16 protein-coding genes are annotated in these 15,014 nt (G+C 44.9%); 14 read left to right on the forward strand and 2 right to left on the reverse strand.

All coding sequences use genetic code 11. The features are described 5' to 3' along the window. The first annotated feature begins 216 nt into the window (after positions 1-216). The 3 genes from IG80_RS0100090 to IG80_RS0100100 all read left to right on the forward strand — a co-directional run bounded on the left by IG80_RS0100090 (position 217) and on the right by IG80_RS0100100 (position 3,561). Positions 217-2,559: an ATP-binding protein gene (locus IG80_RS0100090; RefSeq protein ID WP_052045780.1), complete on the forward strand. Its 2,343-nt coding sequence runs from the start codon at positions 217-219 to the stop codon at positions 2,557-2,559. A 12-nt stretch (positions 2,560-2,571) separates the two neighbouring features. Continuing rightward, entirely contained in the window at positions 2,572-2,970 is a 399-nt protein-coding gene (locus tag IG80_RS0100095) for a hypothetical protein (protein WP_032112080.1), read from the forward strand. Positions 2,971-3,234: 264 nt separating this feature from the next. Beyond that, positions 3,235-3,561, forward strand: coding sequence for a hypothetical protein (locus IG80_RS0100100; protein ID WP_032112081.1), 327 nt, complete (start codon positions 3,235-3,237; stop codon positions 3,559-3,561). 120 nt (positions 3,562-3,681) lie between these two features. Here the strand turns inward: IG80_RS0100100 and bioB are convergent, their stop codons facing one another. Together bioB and IG80_RS0100110 are read right to left on the reverse strand one after the other, a co-directional pair. Next, positions 3,682-4,665, reverse strand: coding sequence for a biotin synthase BioB (bioB, locus tag IG80_RS0100105; RefSeq protein ID WP_032112082.1), 984 nt, complete (start codon positions 4,663-4,665; stop codon positions 3,682-3,684). 92 nt (positions 4,666-4,757) lie between these two features. Then, positions 4,758-5,375: an alternative oxidase gene (locus IG80_RS0100110; RefSeq protein WP_032112083.1), complete on the reverse strand. Its 618-nt coding sequence runs from the start codon at positions 5,373-5,375 to the stop codon at positions 4,758-4,760. Positions 5,376-5,705: 330 nt separating this feature from the next. On the opposite strand from IG80_RS0100110, the gene IG80_RS0100115 reads away from it, so the two are divergent. From IG80_RS0100115 to nuoK, 11 genes are read left to right on the forward strand one after another with little or no spacing between them, the layout of a single operon-like run. Then, positions 5,706-6,074 carry an NADH-quinone oxidoreductase subunit A gene (locus IG80_RS0100115; RefSeq protein WP_032112084.1) on the forward strand — a complete coding sequence of 123 codons (369 nt, stop codon included), beginning with the start codon at positions 5,706-5,708 and terminating at the stop codon, positions 6,072-6,074. Further along, the gene (locus tag IG80_RS0100120) at positions 6,065-6,631 is read left to right on the forward strand and encodes a NuoB/complex I 20 kDa subunit family protein (protein ID WP_032112085.1); all 567 of its coding nucleotides are present in this window, start codon (positions 6,065-6,067) and stop codon (positions 6,629-6,631) included. The genes IG80_RS0100115 and IG80_RS0100120 overlap by 10 nt, the downstream gene beginning before the upstream one ends. A 12-nt stretch (positions 6,632-6,643) precedes the next feature. Further along, the gene (locus IG80_RS0100125) at positions 6,644-7,264 is read left to right on the forward strand and encodes an NADH-quinone oxidoreductase subunit C (protein WP_032112086.1); all 621 of its coding nucleotides are present in this window, start codon (positions 6,644-6,646) and stop codon (positions 7,262-7,264) included. Further along, complete coding sequence (locus IG80_RS0100130) at positions 7,261-8,433, forward strand: NADH-quinone oxidoreductase subunit D (RefSeq protein ID WP_032112087.1); 1,173 nt, start codon at positions 7,261-7,263, stop codon at positions 8,431-8,433. Before IG80_RS0100125 ends, IG80_RS0100130 begins: the two co-directional genes overlap by 4 nt. Before the next feature lie 5 nt (positions 8,434-8,438). After that, the gene (nuoE, locus tag IG80_RS0100135) at positions 8,439-9,146 is read left to right on the forward strand and encodes an NADH-quinone oxidoreductase subunit NuoE (protein WP_084756240.1); all 708 of its coding nucleotides are present in this window, start codon (positions 8,439-8,441) and stop codon (positions 9,144-9,146) included. After that, on the forward strand, positions 9,136-10,419 hold the full coding sequence (nuoF, locus tag IG80_RS0100140; protein ID WP_032112088.1) for an NADH-quinone oxidoreductase subunit NuoF: 1,284 nt from the start codon (positions 9,136-9,138) through the stop codon (positions 10,417-10,419). Before nuoE ends, nuoF begins: the two co-directional genes overlap by 11 nt. Before the next feature lie 15 nt (positions 10,420-10,434). Next, positions 10,435-12,510 carry an NADH-quinone oxidoreductase subunit NuoG gene (gene nuoG / locus IG80_RS0100145; protein ID WP_052045782.1) on the forward strand — a complete coding sequence of 692 codons (2,076 nt, stop codon included), beginning with the start codon at positions 10,435-10,437 and terminating at the stop codon, positions 12,508-12,510. Further along, positions 12,503-13,516 (forward strand): NADH-quinone oxidoreductase subunit NuoH, encoded by a 1,014-nt coding sequence (nuoH, locus tag IG80_RS0100150; RefSeq protein ID WP_032112089.1) that lies wholly within the window; start codon positions 12,503-12,505, stop codon positions 13,514-13,516. Before nuoG ends, nuoH begins: the two co-directional genes overlap by 8 nt. A 57-nt stretch (positions 13,517-13,573) precedes the next feature. Further along, a complete protein-coding gene (nuoI, locus tag IG80_RS0100155; protein ID WP_032112090.1) occupies positions 13,574-14,062 on the forward strand; it encodes an NADH-quinone oxidoreductase subunit NuoI in 489 nt (162 codons plus the stop codon). 12 nt (positions 14,063-14,074) lie between these two features. Then, positions 14,075-14,686, forward strand: coding sequence for an NADH-quinone oxidoreductase subunit J (locus IG80_RS0100160; protein WP_032112091.1), 612 nt, complete (start codon positions 14,075-14,077; stop codon positions 14,684-14,686). Then, positions 14,683-15,009, forward strand: a complete 327-nt coding sequence (gene nuoK, locus IG80_RS0100165; protein ID WP_032112092.1) for an NADH-quinone oxidoreductase subunit NuoK — start codon at positions 14,683-14,685, stop codon at positions 15,007-15,009. Before IG80_RS0100160 ends, nuoK begins: the two co-directional genes overlap by 4 nt. Positions 15,010-15,014: the final 5 nt, after the last annotated feature.

A 15,014-nucleotide genomic window follows, 5' to 3' on the forward strand; every position in this document is an offset into this window, starting at 1 on the left:
CAGGATAGGTTGCTTTACTCCTCGCAATGACGTGTCACAGGCTTGAAAGCTGATGAGTATATCCCTTCGCCATCTTTTGGTCTTCACCTGTGACGTCGTTACACTCCTTCGATAATTTTGATTTCAAAATTTGTTAACAGAATTTATTTAATGTTAACAGAATTTATTTAATAATATTATAGTAAAATTAAGATTAATTTAATTTTGGTGGTAATCATGAGCATAGCACCGCTTTCTGCAGATGTCGTCGGGCTACCTCGTTTTAATATTAAAGGCGTCGAGCTAAAAACGGACATTGCTGTCAATTTCTTCGGTTTATCGTCGCATACTAGAGCTAAAGAGGCCCTTGCCTTTGGCTTAAAGATGCGTTCTACCAATGCGCATATGTTTGTCGTTGCCGGTGAAGACAGTGGCCGCATGACGGGAACGATTGAGTTCTTGAAGGAATCAATGCACCAGCAGCCCCCTGTTTTTGACTGGGTTTATTTGAATAATTTTATTTCCTCACATCGCCCTTTACCATTTCGGTTGCCAGCAGGGATCGGATGTCAGCTCCAAGAAGTGATGCGTGAATTTATTGATGCCCTGCGTGATGTCTTGCAAAAGACATTCTCTAACGCAGCTTTTGTAAGCAACGTTAACTCTTTAACCGCCGCTTTAGAGACGGAAGTTCAGACCAAAATTGATAAAGTTCAAGGTTTTGCCAATACAAAGGGGCTCCAGATAGAATCCGGTCCTGATGAATTTACAATCATTACGTTGGACAAAAAGGGGAAAGGCAAGGAGGCTGAAAAGCTTTACACTCAGCAGGATATTCAAGAAATTCGGGAGCGCATTGGCGAGGTAACTTCGGCGGCGCATATCAGTGGCCGCGAGCTCAGTAAAAAGATTCAGTGTATCAAAAAAGAAGAAGCTGAAAAAGTGATGGGAAAGCTGGTAAAGCCATTGGTGGATGGGTTTTCAGCTTACTTGGGAGAGTGGATCGATGAGCTACAAAAAGATATTTTGGAGCATATCGATGACTTTTTAGAAGAAGATTCTGATGCTGATATAGCGTCTGAAGTGAGCGACAGATATGTTGTCAATTTGCTAGTCGATAATCGTGGGAACAAGAATCCGTCCGTTATTATTGATCCCGCACCAACCTATGAAAGCTTATTTGGATCGATCAAATATCGAACCGCGCCCACGGGATATACGACCGACTTTGCTATGATACGAGCGGGAAATTTGCATCGGGCTAACGGCGGGATTCTCGTATTGCGCGCCGAAGCTCTTGCCAATAATGGCGAATTATGGTTGGCGATTAAAACCGCGCTTCGGGATAAAAAGATTCGAATTGAAGAACGTCATCGCGAGAATTCCATGCCGATGCTGGATGCGCCGGATCCAAAACCAATACCTTTAGATGTTCAAATTGTATTGGTTGGCGCGCCTATGTGGTATTACAGCTTCTTCTTTAATGACCCTGATTTTAGATCCTATTTTCGGATTAAAGCTGATATTGAGCCTGACTTGCCGGCAACACAACACAATATTGACACGTATGCGAAGCTCATTCACTTTTTTGCTACTGAGGGCTCGAAAAAGTCGGTGGAGCTTGAGGCAATCCAATATATGTTGGGGTATAGTTGCCGTTGGACCAATCATCGTGAACGATTTAGCTCTAAGTTCGAGGTTTTAGGTGACATCATCGGAGAGGCAGCAGCCATTGCAGCTGAGGCTGGCTCTGAAGTCATCAATCTTACCCATGCCAAAGAAGCCTTTTATAACCGACGAGTTCGTAATAGTATTTTAGAAGATCGTTCCCATCGTGATATTGAATCTGGTGTTGTGTTAATTGATACGGCAGGGGCTTCGGTCGGCCAAATTAATGCTCTCACCGTTATTAATACGGGTGATCATCAATATGGGATGCCAAATCGAGTCTCGGCCAGAACTTATGTAGGCGAGGAGGGAATCATCAATATTGAACGCCTCACAGAATTAGGGGGGCCTATTCAACAAAAAGGCGCAATGATTTTAGATGGTTACTTGAACGGTGTCTTCGCACAAAAGCATCCTGTGAGTTGCAATTGCTCGCTCACGTTTGAGCAAAATTACGGTGAAGTGGAAGGAGATAGTGCCTCGTTAGGAGAGCTTATTGCGATTCTCTCGAGTCTTTCCCAAATTCCAATTCGCCAAGATCTGGCTGTTACAGGATCCGTAAATCAGTTTGGTCAGGTGCAAGCAGTGGGTGGTCTAATTCATAAAATTGAAGGGTTCTTCCGCATTTGTAATCACCGGGTTTTGACTGGTAGTCAAGGAGTCATCATTCCCAAATCCAACATGCAAAGCCTGATATTGCGGGAGGAGATCACCAACGCGATACGAGAGGAAAAGTTTTTTATCTGGGCGGTAGATACGGTGGAAGAAGCCGTAGAAATTTTGATGGAATTTCCCGCTGGCCGCCTGGACAAGGTGGGAAATTACCCTAAAAATACGGTTTTTTATGCCGTGATGAAGCAGTTGAAGGACTATCAAAAATCCCTCGATCGGCATCATAAAATCTCTAAATAAAAGGATATTCCAATGAGTAATAAATTAAGCTTCTTCGCTGTTTTGTTTTGCATAACAACAGCAACGTTTGCAGCAGATCGTCCGCAAGAGCAAGAGGCTGGATCGATAAGTCTTAGCCTTCAACTGCAGGAGCAATCAGATACTGACTCAGATAGTGAGTTGAAAAGACCGCCTAGTTTTCAAGAACTGATAGAAGGTATTAAGTGGCAAATTAATGATTGGAAAGAACTCTGTGCCGAAGCTTTAGCAGAGGTGAAGGACGCGCCGGAGGTGCTAGAAATTGTCTCTCAGAGTCATGAAATAGAGAGAGATGACTTAACTCAGCTTATTGAGCAGATTGCAGGGCAATGTTCTCTCGATGAAACTCAGATAGAAGAATTGGAAAATCTGCGGCAGTTATTAAAAAAGTAAGAGAAGGGGGATGACTTTGCCATCCCCATCACCACATTATTTAAATCCCCGTCAAACCCAGCTTTTCAAAGAAAGCGACATCTTTTATTTTCTCGTTCAATGGTGACAATATACCGAGATACAGCGTAACTATATTGACAGAAGGGTGATGAGAAAAACAGCCACCTCCACAGGTATTATATACAAAATATTACCTTCCCTTAATATTATATTTGAGATATGGTGACGAAGTTTTTATAACTTATTAAATGAGAAAATATAACAATGAACAAGACAACAATTCTTTTTGCTGCTCTGCTAGGTTGTGCTACTGGAACTTTCGCAGCTGACGATACATTTCAACCTACCAATGATATTGAAACAGTAAGACGTGAGGTCCAAAGAGTTTTAGACCAAGTTGAAAAGCAAGCACCAAAGGTGGAACGCGAAGCCCAAAGAGTTTTAGATCAAGTTGAAGAGCAAGCACCAAAGGTGGAACGCGAAGCCCAAAGAGTTTTAGACCAAGTTGAAGAGCAAGCACCAAAGGTGGAACGCGAAGCCCAAAGAATTGTAAACCAGGCAACTAATTTAAGAAAAAAGTGGAGGTTCTAGATTTGGAAAAATCTAAGTTTTAGGATTTACTTCTTAACATAAAGTGAGGCGGAATTTAGGCCCGCCTTACGCTTTCGGAAAAAGTTATTCTTATTAATTTTTTTTACAGAGCCTTCTTTTTTAAATCCCTGTCAAACCTAGCTTTTCAAAGAAAGCGACATCTTTTGCAGGAACTGGATTTTCGGTGGTTAGCAACGTTTCACCATAAAAAATAGAGTTTGCGCCTGCGAAATGGCACAAAGCCTGCATTTCTTCCGACATTGCTGTGCGGCCTGCCGAAAGGCGCACACGCGATTTTGGCATCAAAATCCGAGCAACAGCAATCGTTCGAATAAAATCAAAAGGATCAACAGCTTCGTTATTCTCCAAAGGGGTTCCCTCAATCTTAACCAGCATGTTGATAGGCACGCTTTCAGGTGGTTCTTTCATGTTGGCAAGGGTCATGAGCATGCTGGCTCGGTCTTCTACTTCCTCACCCATTCCAACGATTCCTCCGCAGCAGACATTAATCCCTGCTTGGCGGACATTTTCGATCGTTTCAATGCGATCCTGGAATGTGCGGGTGGTAATGATTTCTTTGTAGTGCTCTTCGGAAGTATCAATATTATGATTGTAGTAATCAAGTCCCGCGACCTTTAGTTTGTGCGCTTGAGCGGGGGTCAGCATGCCTAAAGTGACACAAGTTTCAAGCCCTTCAGCCTTAATAGCCTGAATCATCTCAATTACTTTATCAAGGTCAGCATCGCGCGGACTGCGCCAGGCCGCCCCCATACAAAAACGGCTAGCACCTGCTGATTTAGCCCGTTTAGCGGTTTCAAGAACAGTGTCGAGTGACATCAGCGGTTCTTTTTTAAGGCCAGTGTTATAGTGGGCTGATTGCGGACAGTAGGAGCAGTTTTCTGGGCAGCTTCCTGTCTTTATATTCAGGAGAGTGCTGAGTTGCACCTCGTTTGCCTTAAAGTTCATCCGGTGGACTTGGTGCGCGAGATAAAGCAAGTCATTAAAGGGGAGAGCAAACAACGCATTTACTTCAGCTAATGTCCATTGATGGTGGTGAGGTGCAGAAGAATCGTCGTGAGAATGATCACAGCAATGAGTCGACATAGGGATAAATCTCTTTATTATAAGTGAGTGCTTACTACTTAACATAGGGAAAGTTCCCCCGCAACTAGAATGTGGGGATCCTCAATATAGCCTTATAATTGGTTGGCAAAACGATGATTGACATCGCGATGTTTACACTCATCGGCGCGAACCACGCGAATAAGATCAGCGAGTTTCGCATCCTCACTTAAATTCCAATATTCTTTTGCGATGGCGGGGGCATCAACATTCGGAGTGGCACCCCTCTCAACTTCATTTAAGTAGTGAGTGTAGCTAATAACCGCTTCTTCTTCTAAATAGCCGACTACACGGTGCGCTGTTTTTGGCGTAAAAATATAAAGAGTTAGATAGCATGTGAAAATAGCAATTTGTGCGAAAATAATCAGGCATCTCTCCAAAAAGTTGGGCTGAGCAATCTTAATGAAAGTCATCAAATGCATTCTTTCATTTTCAGCTTCATCCAAAAGCTCTCTAATCCATCCTTCGTCATCTTCTATACGGCGCAAACACTTCAAGTGTTTGAGCATCCCGCCAACCATACCTGGAACGGCGGCCACTGTTTCTAAAATGACGGCGCGATGGCCGTACCTTTTGCGAAAAAATGTATCGGCAAAAAAACGCATGAATTTGACAAGAGAAAAGGCGATGTGATCCCGCAAACAGGTTGGTTGGTGATGAATGTTAAGGTTAATTTCAGTGTTATCGGTCATGATGTGTGCTCTTAAATAAAACTTAATTTTTTTAATTTATTGATACAGATAATAAATTCTGGAAATAATTTGTAAATGACGCTATTGGACGCAGGGGAGGGGGGGGGCTGTTATTTCCTCAGAGCTTGTCCTCGCCAGCATTTTACTCTTTTTAAGAACGCATTCATCTTTTATTTACTATAAAACAAAAAATAATTAAAATACAGTAGGTTAGTGTGTTTTTTCTCAAATATCTAAAAAAAATGTTTAAAATTCTCGTTTGTGCTAGTGCAACATCTTGAAAGTCATGGTAGAGTTCAAGATAAAGAGTATTTGTAACGTTAGATTCACATGGATAGCAGTTACCTCGAAAATTATTTACCGATCCTTATTTTTATAGGGTTGGCTATTGTCATCTCCTTAGTGGTGGTCACCCTTTCGTGGCTGCGGGGGGCTTCAAACCCAGATCCTGAAAAACTATCGCCATATGAGTGTGGTTTTGATGCGTTTTCCGATTCGCGGGGCAAGTTCGATGTGCGTTTTTACCTCGTCGCCATTTTATTTATCATCTTTGACCTTGAAATCGCGTTTCTGTTCCCTTGGGCGATTACTCTTGGTGATATTGGCGCGTTTGGTTTTTGGTCGATGATGCTGTTTTTGGGAATCTTAACCATTGGCTTTATTTATGAGTGGAAAAAGGGAGCGCTGGAATGGGAATAAAGCAGCCATCACAAGCAGAACTTCAGTCGTTTCGCTCCGGCTTACCCCAAGGTCTCCAGGACGAGGCAGATCTATTTAAGATTGTCAGCAATGAAATTACTGACAAGGGCTATGTGGTTACTCAGATTGACAAACTTGTTGCCTGGGCGCAAACAGGTTCTATGTGGCCCGTGACCTTTGGTCTTGCGTGCTGCGCCGTCGAGATGATGCATACAGCGGCAAGTCGCTATGACCTCGATCGCTTTGGTATGTTTTTTAGGCCAAGTCCGCGTCAATCGGATGTGATGATTGTGGCGGGAACTCTCACCAATAAAATGGCGCCGGCACTGCGTAAAGTGTACGATCAAATGGCGGATCCAAAATGGGTGATTTCGATGGGAAGTTGTGCCAATGGCGGCGGGTATTATCATTATTCTTATTCGGTGACGCGGGGGTGTGACCGGGTAGTGCCAGTGGATGTGTATGTGCCTGGGTGCCCACCAACAGCCGAAGCATTGCTTTATGGTATCTTGCTCTTGCATCAAAAAATTAAACGCGGTAATCAGATCATATTATAGGGTTCATATTCGATGGCAAGTTTAGAAAATCTGGCGGAAAATATCAGGGATATCCTGGGGCCTGACTGTATTAATTCTGAGATTCAATATAATGAGCTCACGATCGATGTTTATACGGGCTCTATTGTGCGGGTTCTTACAATTTTACGGGACAATCCTGAGTGTAAGTTTAAGATTTTGCTAGATATTTGTGGTGTTGACTATCCTGGTGAGTTGCCACGTTTTCGGGTTGTTTATCATCTCTTAAGCATAGAGCATAACCAGCGTGTTCGCGTCAAAATTGCCACCAATTCTGAGGTGCCAGTGCCCTCTGTGACCTCAATTTTTAACTCAGCCAATTGGTACGAACGGGAAGTTTGGGACTTGTTTGGTATACCTTTCGCGGATCATCCCGATTTGCGTCGCATTATGACCGATTATAATTTTGAAGGTCACCCATTGCGCAAAGATTTCCCGCTCACTGGCTATATTGAGGTGCGGTATAATGATGAGGAAAAACGGGTGGTTTATGAACCTGTTCGTCTCACGCAAGATTTTCGTAATTTTGATTTTTTGAGTCCTTGGGAGGGAATGATGCGCGAACCTGAAGCCACAGAAAGCCCTCTTCCTGGTGATGAAAAGGCAAGTAAATGACAGAGCAAAGAACCTTTACCATGAACTTTGGGCCGCAACATCCTGCGGCTCACGGTGTGTTGCGCCTCATCCTGGAAATGGATGGCGAAATGATTGAGCGGACCGACCCCCACATCGGTTTTTTGCATCGAGGTACAGAAAAGTTAATTGAGAATAAGACTTATCTGCAGGCAATTCCCTATTTTGACCGCTTAGATTATGTCTCTCCAATGAATCAAGAGCACGCTTTTGTGTTGGGGGTTGAAAAGCTGCTTGGTTTAGAAGTGCCCCGTCGTGCTCAATTTATAAGGGTGCTTTATTCTGAATTAACGCGCATTGCCAATCATCTTCTAACCGTGCCTGCCTATGCCATGGATGTGGGAGCGTTGACGCCGTTTCTTTGGGCCTTTGAGCAGCGCGAATACTTAATGGGATTTTATGAACGTGCTTGCGGCGCTCGGTTGCATGCGGCCTATTTCCGTCCGGGAGGAGTCCACCAGGATCTGCCACCAGAATTGCTGGCGGATATTAAAGTCTTTGCTGACAATCTGCCTAAAATGCTGGATGAGATGGAGGTGATGCTCACCGAAAATCGTATCTTTAAGCAACGTTCGGTGGATGTTGGTGCCATCTCTATCGAAAATGCTATGGACTGGGGTTTTTCAGGGCCGGTATTGCGCGCGTCAGGTGCTGCTTGGGACTTGCGGCGTTCGCAACCTTATGAAATTTATAGCGAGCTTGAGTTTAACATTCCCGTGGGTAAGCATGGCGATTGCTATGATCGATATTTGGTTCGTATGGCGGAAATGCGGGAAAGCTTGAAAATTATTCATCAATGTCTTGATATGATGCCGGAAGGGCCAGTTTTGGCTGCCGACCGCAAAGTTGTTCCACCGCCGCGGGGGGAGATGAAACGGTCGATGGAATCATTAATTCATCACTTTAAACTTTATACTGAAGGATTCCACGTGCCAGCTGGGGAAGTGTATACAGCTGTCGAAGCACCAAAGGGTGAATTTGGTGTTTATCTCATTGCCGATGGCAGTAATCGTCCTTATCGATGCAAGATTCGCGCTCCTGGCTTTGCTTTCTTGCAAGCATCGGACTTTTTGTGTAAGGGGCATATGCTGGCCGACTTAGTGGCTATTATTGGATCGCTTGATATTGTGTTTGGGGAAATTGACCGGTGAAAGAAATGCGAGCTCAACAACAAGGACAGCCTGAAGGTCCTTTCGTTTTTACAAAAGAAAATATGGCGAAAGCACAGTATCACATTGCCAAATATCCTGAGGGGCGTCAGGCAAGTGCAGTTTTGCCACTCTTAGACATTGCGCAACGCCAATCGGGTGGGTGGGTGCCTCGTAATGCCATTGAGGCGATTGCTGAAATGCTTAAAATGCCTGTGATTCGTGTGTTTGAGGTGGCAAGTTTTTACACGATGGTCAACCTCAAGCCTGTTGGTAAATATCACCTTCAACTTTGTGGGACAACGCCTTGTTGGCTTCGTGGAGCTGCCGACTTGAAAGAACGTTGTCAAAAAGTGCTTGATATCGAAGAGGGCGAAGTGACCGTTGATGGCAAATTTAGTTTGGTTGAGGTTGAGTGCTTAGGGGCGTGTGTGAATGCGCCGATGGTACAAATCAATGACGATTTTTATGAAGATTTGACACCAGAGCACCTTGAAAAGATTTTAAATGAATTAGCTGACGATCGGCTATGCCCGCCTGGATCACAAATAGGCCGTCAAGGCTCTGCACCCGAAGGCTACCCCTTTGGTGAAGTTGCGCCGGCTAAAAAAGGATCAACACCGCAGAAAAAATCTGAAGGAAAGCCAAAAATAGCTACAGAGTCAAAGGCAAAGACAAAAGTAAAGCAAGCTAAGGGAGATGCCGATGCTAGCTGATAAAGACAAGATTTTTACCAATATTTATGGCAGTGAGTCTTATACTTTGGCTGCGGCCCAAAAGCGAGGCGACTGGGATAAAACAGCAGCGCTGATCGCTAAAGGCAGAGATTGGGTAATTGAAGAAACTAAGCGTTCTGGTCTGCGAGGACGGGGCGGCGCAGGGTTTTCAACTGGACTCAAGTGGTCCTTTATGCCGAAAGAAAGTGACCGGCCACATTATTTAGTGATTAATGCGGATGAAAGTGAACCTGGCACTTGTAAAGACCGTGACATTATCCGTAATGAGCCACAAAAGCTGATTGAAGGCGCATTGATTGCCTCGTTCGCCGTTGGTGCCCATGCTTGTTACATTTATATTCGCGGGGAATATTACCATGAAGCTGAAGTGTTGCAAAAAGCCATTGATGAGGCTTATGCAGCTGGATTGCTGGGGAAAAATGCGGCAAAAAGTGGTTGGGATTTTGAGCTTTATCTCCATCGCGGTGCTGGAGCCTATATTTGTGGCGAAGAATCGGCTTTATTAGAGAGCCTTGAAGGACGCAAAGGGTTCCCCCGTATGAAGCCACCGTTTCCTGCACAAATGGGGCTTTATGGTTGCCCGACCACGGTGAATAACGTTGAAAGTATTGCGGTGGTCCCTACAATTTTACGCCGAGGTGCTGACTGGTTTGCCGGTATTGGTCGTCCGAATAACGCAGGCACAAAAATTTTCTGTATCTCCGGCCATGTCAATAAACCCTGCAATGTCGAAGCTGAAATGGGCATTCCCTTAAAAGAGCTGATTGAACGTCATGCTGGTGGGGTGCGTGGTGGTTGGGATAATTTGAAGGCGATTATTCCCGGAGGATCCTCGGTACCGCTGTTACCTAAAAGCGTTTGTGACACGGTGCTAATGGATTTTGACAGCTTAAAGGCTGAAAAATCAGGTTTGGGGACGGCGGCAGTGATTGTGATGGATCAATCGACGGATGTGATCAAGGCAATCGCTCGCCTTTCTAAATTTTATATGCACGAAAGCTGTGGTCAGTGTACACCATGTCGCGAAGGAACAGGGTGGATGTGGCGGATGATGGAGCGCCTTGTGAAGGGGCAAGCTCGCGTTGAAGATATTGATTTACTTGAGGAAGTTAGTCGTCAAATAGAAGGCCACACAATCTGTGCTTTGGGTGACGCTGCTGCCTGGCCCGTGCAGGGACTCATTAGACATTTTCGTCAAGAGATTGAGGATCGGATTAAGAACAACGTTGCTCAATCGCAACGAGCTGCATAAAAGGAGTGAGGGTTTATGCCAAAGCTGACCATCAACAATATTCCCGTTGAGGTTGAAAACGGAACAACCGTTCTGCAAGCATGCGAGCAATTGGGTATCGAAATACCGGTGTTTTGCTATCATCCTCGCTTATCCATTGCTGGGAACTGTCGTATGTGTTTGGTTGAGATGGAAAAATCACCCAAACCTATCGCCAGTTGCTCCATGCCAGCAGGCGAGGGTATGGTGATTCATACTAACTCGCCGCTGGTGGAAAAGGCGCGTCGCGGCGTTTTGGAATTTTTACTTATCAACCATCCCCTTGATTGCCCAATATGCGACCAGGGTGGTGAGTGTGATTTGCAAGATTTGACCCTCAACTATGGTCCGGGACAAAGTCGTTATGAGCTGAACAAGCGTGCTGTCACCAACAAGCACATGGGGCCTCTGATTAAAACGGTTATGACGCGTTGCATTCACTGTACCCGCTGCGTTCGTTTTTCCAATGAAATCGCTGGCACTGCTGAGCTGGGTGGGTTTGAGCGCGGCGAACATACGGAAATCTCTACCTATTTAGAAGGGGCTATCCTTTCCGAACTTTCAGGCAATTTGATTGATATTTGCCCCGTGGGGGCGCTGACCAACAAGCCTTATACTTTCCATGGGAGGCCCTGGGAGCTCACCAAAACCAATAGTATCGACGTGATGGATGCCGTTGGTTGTAACATTCGTATTGATACGCGTGGTCGTGAAGTGATGCGCGTTTTGCCGCGTTTGAATGAAGATGTGAACGAGGAATGGATCAGCGACAAGACACGTTTTAGTTATGATGGTTTGAAGCGTCAACGCCTGGATAAACCGTATATTCGCAAAGACGGTAAGCTTCAGCCTGCAAGCTGGGAAGAAGCTTTAGCAGTCGTAGCTGAAAAGCTGCAAGCTACAAAACCCGCTGAAATTGCTGCGATTGTTGGTGATCAGGCGGATTGTGAAGCAATTATTGCGTTAAAAGATGTGATGACTAAGTTGGGAGTCGCTAATCTTGAGTGTCGTCAGGATGGGACCTGTCATGATGCGACCAACCGTGGTAGCTATCTTTTTAATACGACCATTGCCGGCATTGAGCAGGCCGATGCGATTCTTCTTGTGGGGACAAACCCGCGGACTGAGGCTGTTTTGGTGAATGCGCGAATTCGCAAACGTTATCTCAAAGGTGGCCTTCAAATCGCTAGCATTGGTCCGAAGGTGGATCTTACTTATTCTTATGAATATCTCGGTGATCAGGCGCCATTGCTGAAAGAACTGCTGGAAGGAAGCCATCCTTTTGCAGTCAAACTGGAGGCCGCCAAAAACCCAATGATTATTGTCGGGCAGGGGGCGTTGAATCGTCGTGATGGTCAAGAAATTTTGCGCCTTTGCCAGTCTATTGCTGACAAATTCAATATGATCCAGGCGGACTGGAATGGCTTTAATGTATTGCATACATCAGCGGCCCGAGTGGGGGCGCTGGATCTTGGTTTTGTGCCGCAAAATGGCGGGACTGATCTGCATGGAATTCTCTCGGGTTGTCAACATGGTCGCATTAAAGTTGTCTATCTGTTAGGGGCTGATGAAATACCAGCTTCACAGTTTGGTGATGCTTTTGTGATTTATCAAGGTCATCATGGTGATGCAGGGGCGCATCGGGCTGATGTGATTTTTCCGGGCGCTACATATGTTGAAAAAACAGCAACGTATGTGAATACAGAGGGGCGGCCACAGCGTACGTTACAGGCGGCCACGCTTCCAGGCGATGCGAAAGAAGACTGGCGAATTTTGCGCGCACTTGGGGAGCGTCTTGGTTTCTCTTTGTCCTATGATGATCAGGAGGGAATGATACGTCGCTTGATTTTGGAGAATCCGATTTTTGCAGAAATGGGGAAAATTTATGGCGCTGTGTGGAATCTCACCCGGAATAAAAGTCATGAAACCTTGAGCCATTTACCCTTAAAATCAACGATTGATAACTTTTATATGACCGACCCGATCAGTAGACACTCTTCTATTATGGCGGAATGTATGCTGGCGCAAACAGAGAAAAAACAGACTAAAGTAGGGGGATGCTCACATGCTTGATCAGGCGTTGGAAATCATTCTCCACATGCTCCCAATTGTTCTCAAGGCGATTGGTTTTATGGTGGTTTTGTTGATTGGTGTTGCCTACTTAACCTATGCAGAACGTAAAGTGATGGGGGCGATGCAGCTTCGCGTGGGGCCCAATGTTGTAGGACCTTTTGGGTTGCTACAACCGTTTGCTGATGCCTTAAAATTGATGCATAAGGAAACAATTATTCCCTCCCAATCGAACCCCATTTTGTTCATTTTAGCCCCCATTATCACCTTTAGTGTGAGCTTGGCTGCGTGGGCCGTGATCCCCTTTGACGTGGGATTGGTGTTTGCGGATATTAACGTTGGCATTTTGTATTTGTTTGCGGTTTCGTCCCTTGGCGTTTACGGTATTATTATTGCTGGCTGGGCCAGTAACTCCCGCTATGCTTTTTTGGGAGCGCTTCGGTCAGCTGCACAAATGGTGTCCTACGAAGTCTCTATCGGTTTAGTGATCGTGACGGTTTTATTGTGTGTGGGCTCATTGAATCTGACGAAAATAGTGGAAGCGCAAAAAACCGTGTGGTTTGCTTTGCCTTTATTGCCGATGTTTGTGGTGCATTTCGTTTCAGCTTTGGCGGAAACCAACCGGACACCTTTTGACTTACCCGAAGCTGAAGCGGAGCTTGTGTCAGGTTATAACGTTGAATATTCGTCACTTTCCTTTGCCTTGTTTTTCTTAGGTGAATACGCCAACATGATTTTGCAAAGCTCCATGGCGACAATTCTGTTTTTTGGTGGGTGGCTACCGCCTGTGGATATTGCGCCGTTCAATATGATTCCCGGAGTTATGTGGTTTATTCTAAAGGTCTGCTTCTTCCTGTTTATTTTCTTATGGGTGCGCGCAACCTTGCCACGTTATCGGTACGATCAATTGATGCGTTTGGGCTGGAAGGTGTTCTTGCCGTTGTCGCTATTGTGGGTAGTACTCACTTCTGGATTTTTACTATATATGGGATGGCTGCCGAAACTTTAAACAACTCATCAGAGTTTTAAAAGTTAAGAGTATTGTAAGTTTTAAAGGATGTAATTGATGAGCTCTATGGCTAAAAGAATCCGTTCTTGGGTGCTAGTGGAAATCGCCCGCGGAATGTGGATGACACTGAAATATTTTTTCCGCCCCAAAGTGACGCTGAATTACCCTTATGAAAAAGGACCAATCAGTCCCCGTTTTCGCGGTGAACATGCGCTCAGGCGTTATCCTAATGGAGAGGAACGGTGTATTGCCTGTAAGCTGTGTGAGGCGATTTGCCCAGCCCAAGCCATTACTATCGAAGCAGAAGAACGTGAGGATGGCAGCCGCCGGACGACACGCTATGACATTGATATGACCAAGTGTATTTACTGTGGAATGTGTCAAGAAGCTTGTCCTGTGGATGCGATTGTCGAGGGACCTAATTTCGAATTTTCAACCTTCACGCGTGAAGAGTTGTTTTATAATAAAGAAAAGTTACTGGAAAATGGTGAACGTTGGGAACAACAACTTGCTGAAAACATTCGTCAAGACGCACCATATCGGTGAAGGAGAGAGTTTATGGGACACGCCTTATTGTTTTACCTCTTTAGCGCGATTTTGATTTCAAGCGCTGTGACGGTTATCGTTGCCCGCAACACGGTACATTCCGTCTTGTTCTTGATTCTTGGGTTTTTGAATGCCGCAGGATTATTTTTACTCTTGGGAGCAGAGCTCATCGCCATGACTCTGATTATTGTTTATGTGGGGGCAGTTGCTGTTTTATTCCTCTTTGTTGTGATGATGCTGGATATCAATTTTCAAGGAATGCGTCAGGGGATGGCACGGTATGGTTTTGTTGGATTGTTACTTGGCTTTGTTTTTGCTATAGAGCTAGGTTTTGTTTGTTGGTATTGGAAAATGCCAGTAGTAGAAGTTGCTACTTTACAAACACCTATGAACGCTTCAGTTAGTAATGCCCATGCAATTGGTTTGGTTTTGTATACAGATTATTTGTTGATGTTCCAATTGGCAGGGGTAGTATTGCTCGTGGCGATGATTGGGGCGATTGTGTTAACACTCAGGCATCGTCCTGGCGTCCGTCGTCAAAACCCACGCCAGCAATTACTGCGTAGTCCTGCTCAAACCCTTGAATTAAAGCAAGTCGAACCTGGTAAAGGGGTGAATCTATGAACTTTGAAACTATTCTATCCATTGGGCTCAACCACTATTTAGTAGTGTCAGCCCTGGTCTTTACCATTGGCATATTGGGTTTTTTTGTGAACAGACGCAATGTGATTGTTCTATTGATGTCCATTGAGCTGATCTTGTTATCTATAAACATCAATTTTGTTGCTTTTTCCGTTTATTTACAGGATCTCGTTGGGCAAATTTTCACCCTTTTTATTCTGACGGTTGCAGCGGCTGAAGCGGCGATTGGTTTGGCGATTTTGGTGGTTTACTTCCGCAATCGTGCCACCATCAAAGTGGATGATGCCTCCATGATGCATGGCTGATTAAA

It is taken from the genome of Candidatus Paracaedibacter symbiosus, from assembly GCF_000757605.1.
GTDB lineage: Bacteria > Pseudomonadota > Alphaproteobacteria > Paracaedibacterales > Paracaedibacteraceae > Paracaedibacter_A > Paracaedibacter_A symbiosus.

Bases quoted from the DNA above. Each gene is read 5' to 3' on its own strand.
- IG80_RS0100090 (WP_052045780.1), top strand. From the start codon at position 217: ATGAGCATAGCACCGCTTTCTGCAGATGTCGTCGGGCTACCTCGTTTT.
- nuoH (WP_032112089.1), top strand. From the start codon at position 12,503: ATGCTTGATCAGGCGTTGGAAATCATTCTCCACATGCTCCCAATTGTT.
- IG80_RS0100110 (WP_032112083.1), bottom strand. From the start codon at position 5,375: ATGACCGATAACACTGAAATTAACCTTAACATTCATCACCAACCAACC.
- bioB (WP_032112082.1), bottom strand. From the start codon at position 4,665: ATGTCGACTCATTGCTGTGATCATTCTCACGACGATTCTTCTGCACCT.
- IG80_RS0100160 (WP_032112091.1), top strand. From the start codon at position 14,075: ATGGGACACGCCTTATTGTTTTACCTCTTTAGCGCGATTTTGATTTCA.
- IG80_RS0100125 (WP_032112086.1), top strand. From the start codon at position 6,644: ATGGCAAGTTTAGAAAATCTGGCGGAAAATATCAGGGATATCCTGGGG.
- IG80_RS0100115 (WP_032112084.1), top strand. From the start codon at position 5,706: ATGGATAGCAGTTACCTCGAAAATTATTTACCGATCCTTATTTTTATA.
- nuoF (WP_032112088.1), top strand. From the start codon at position 9,136: ATGCTAGCTGATAAAGACAAGATTTTTACCAATATTTATGGCAGTGAG.
- IG80_RS0100130 (WP_032112087.1), top strand. From the start codon at position 7,261: ATGACAGAGCAAAGAACCTTTACCATGAACTTTGGGCCGCAACATCCT.
- IG80_RS0100095 (WP_032112080.1), top strand. From the start codon at position 2,572: ATGAGTAATAAATTAAGCTTCTTCGCTGTTTTGTTTTGCATAACAACA.
- nuoG (WP_052045782.1), top strand. From the start codon at position 10,435: ATGCCAAAGCTGACCATCAACAATATTCCCGTTGAGGTTGAAAACGGA.
- IG80_RS0100120 (WP_032112085.1), top strand. From the start codon at position 6,065: ATGGGAATAAAGCAGCCATCACAAGCAGAACTTCAGTCGTTTCGCTCC.
- nuoK (WP_032112092.1), top strand. From the start codon at position 14,683: ATGAACTTTGAAACTATTCTATCCATTGGGCTCAACCACTATTTAGTA.
- nuoI (WP_032112090.1), top strand. From the start codon at position 13,574: ATGAGCTCTATGGCTAAAAGAATCCGTTCTTGGGTGCTAGTGGAAATC.
- IG80_RS0100100 (WP_032112081.1), top strand. From the start codon at position 3,235: ATGAACAAGACAACAATTCTTTTTGCTGCTCTGCTAGGTTGTGCTACT.
- nuoE (WP_084756240.1), top strand. From the start codon at position 8,439: ATGCGAGCTCAACAACAAGGACAGCCTGAAGGTCCTTTCGTTTTTACA.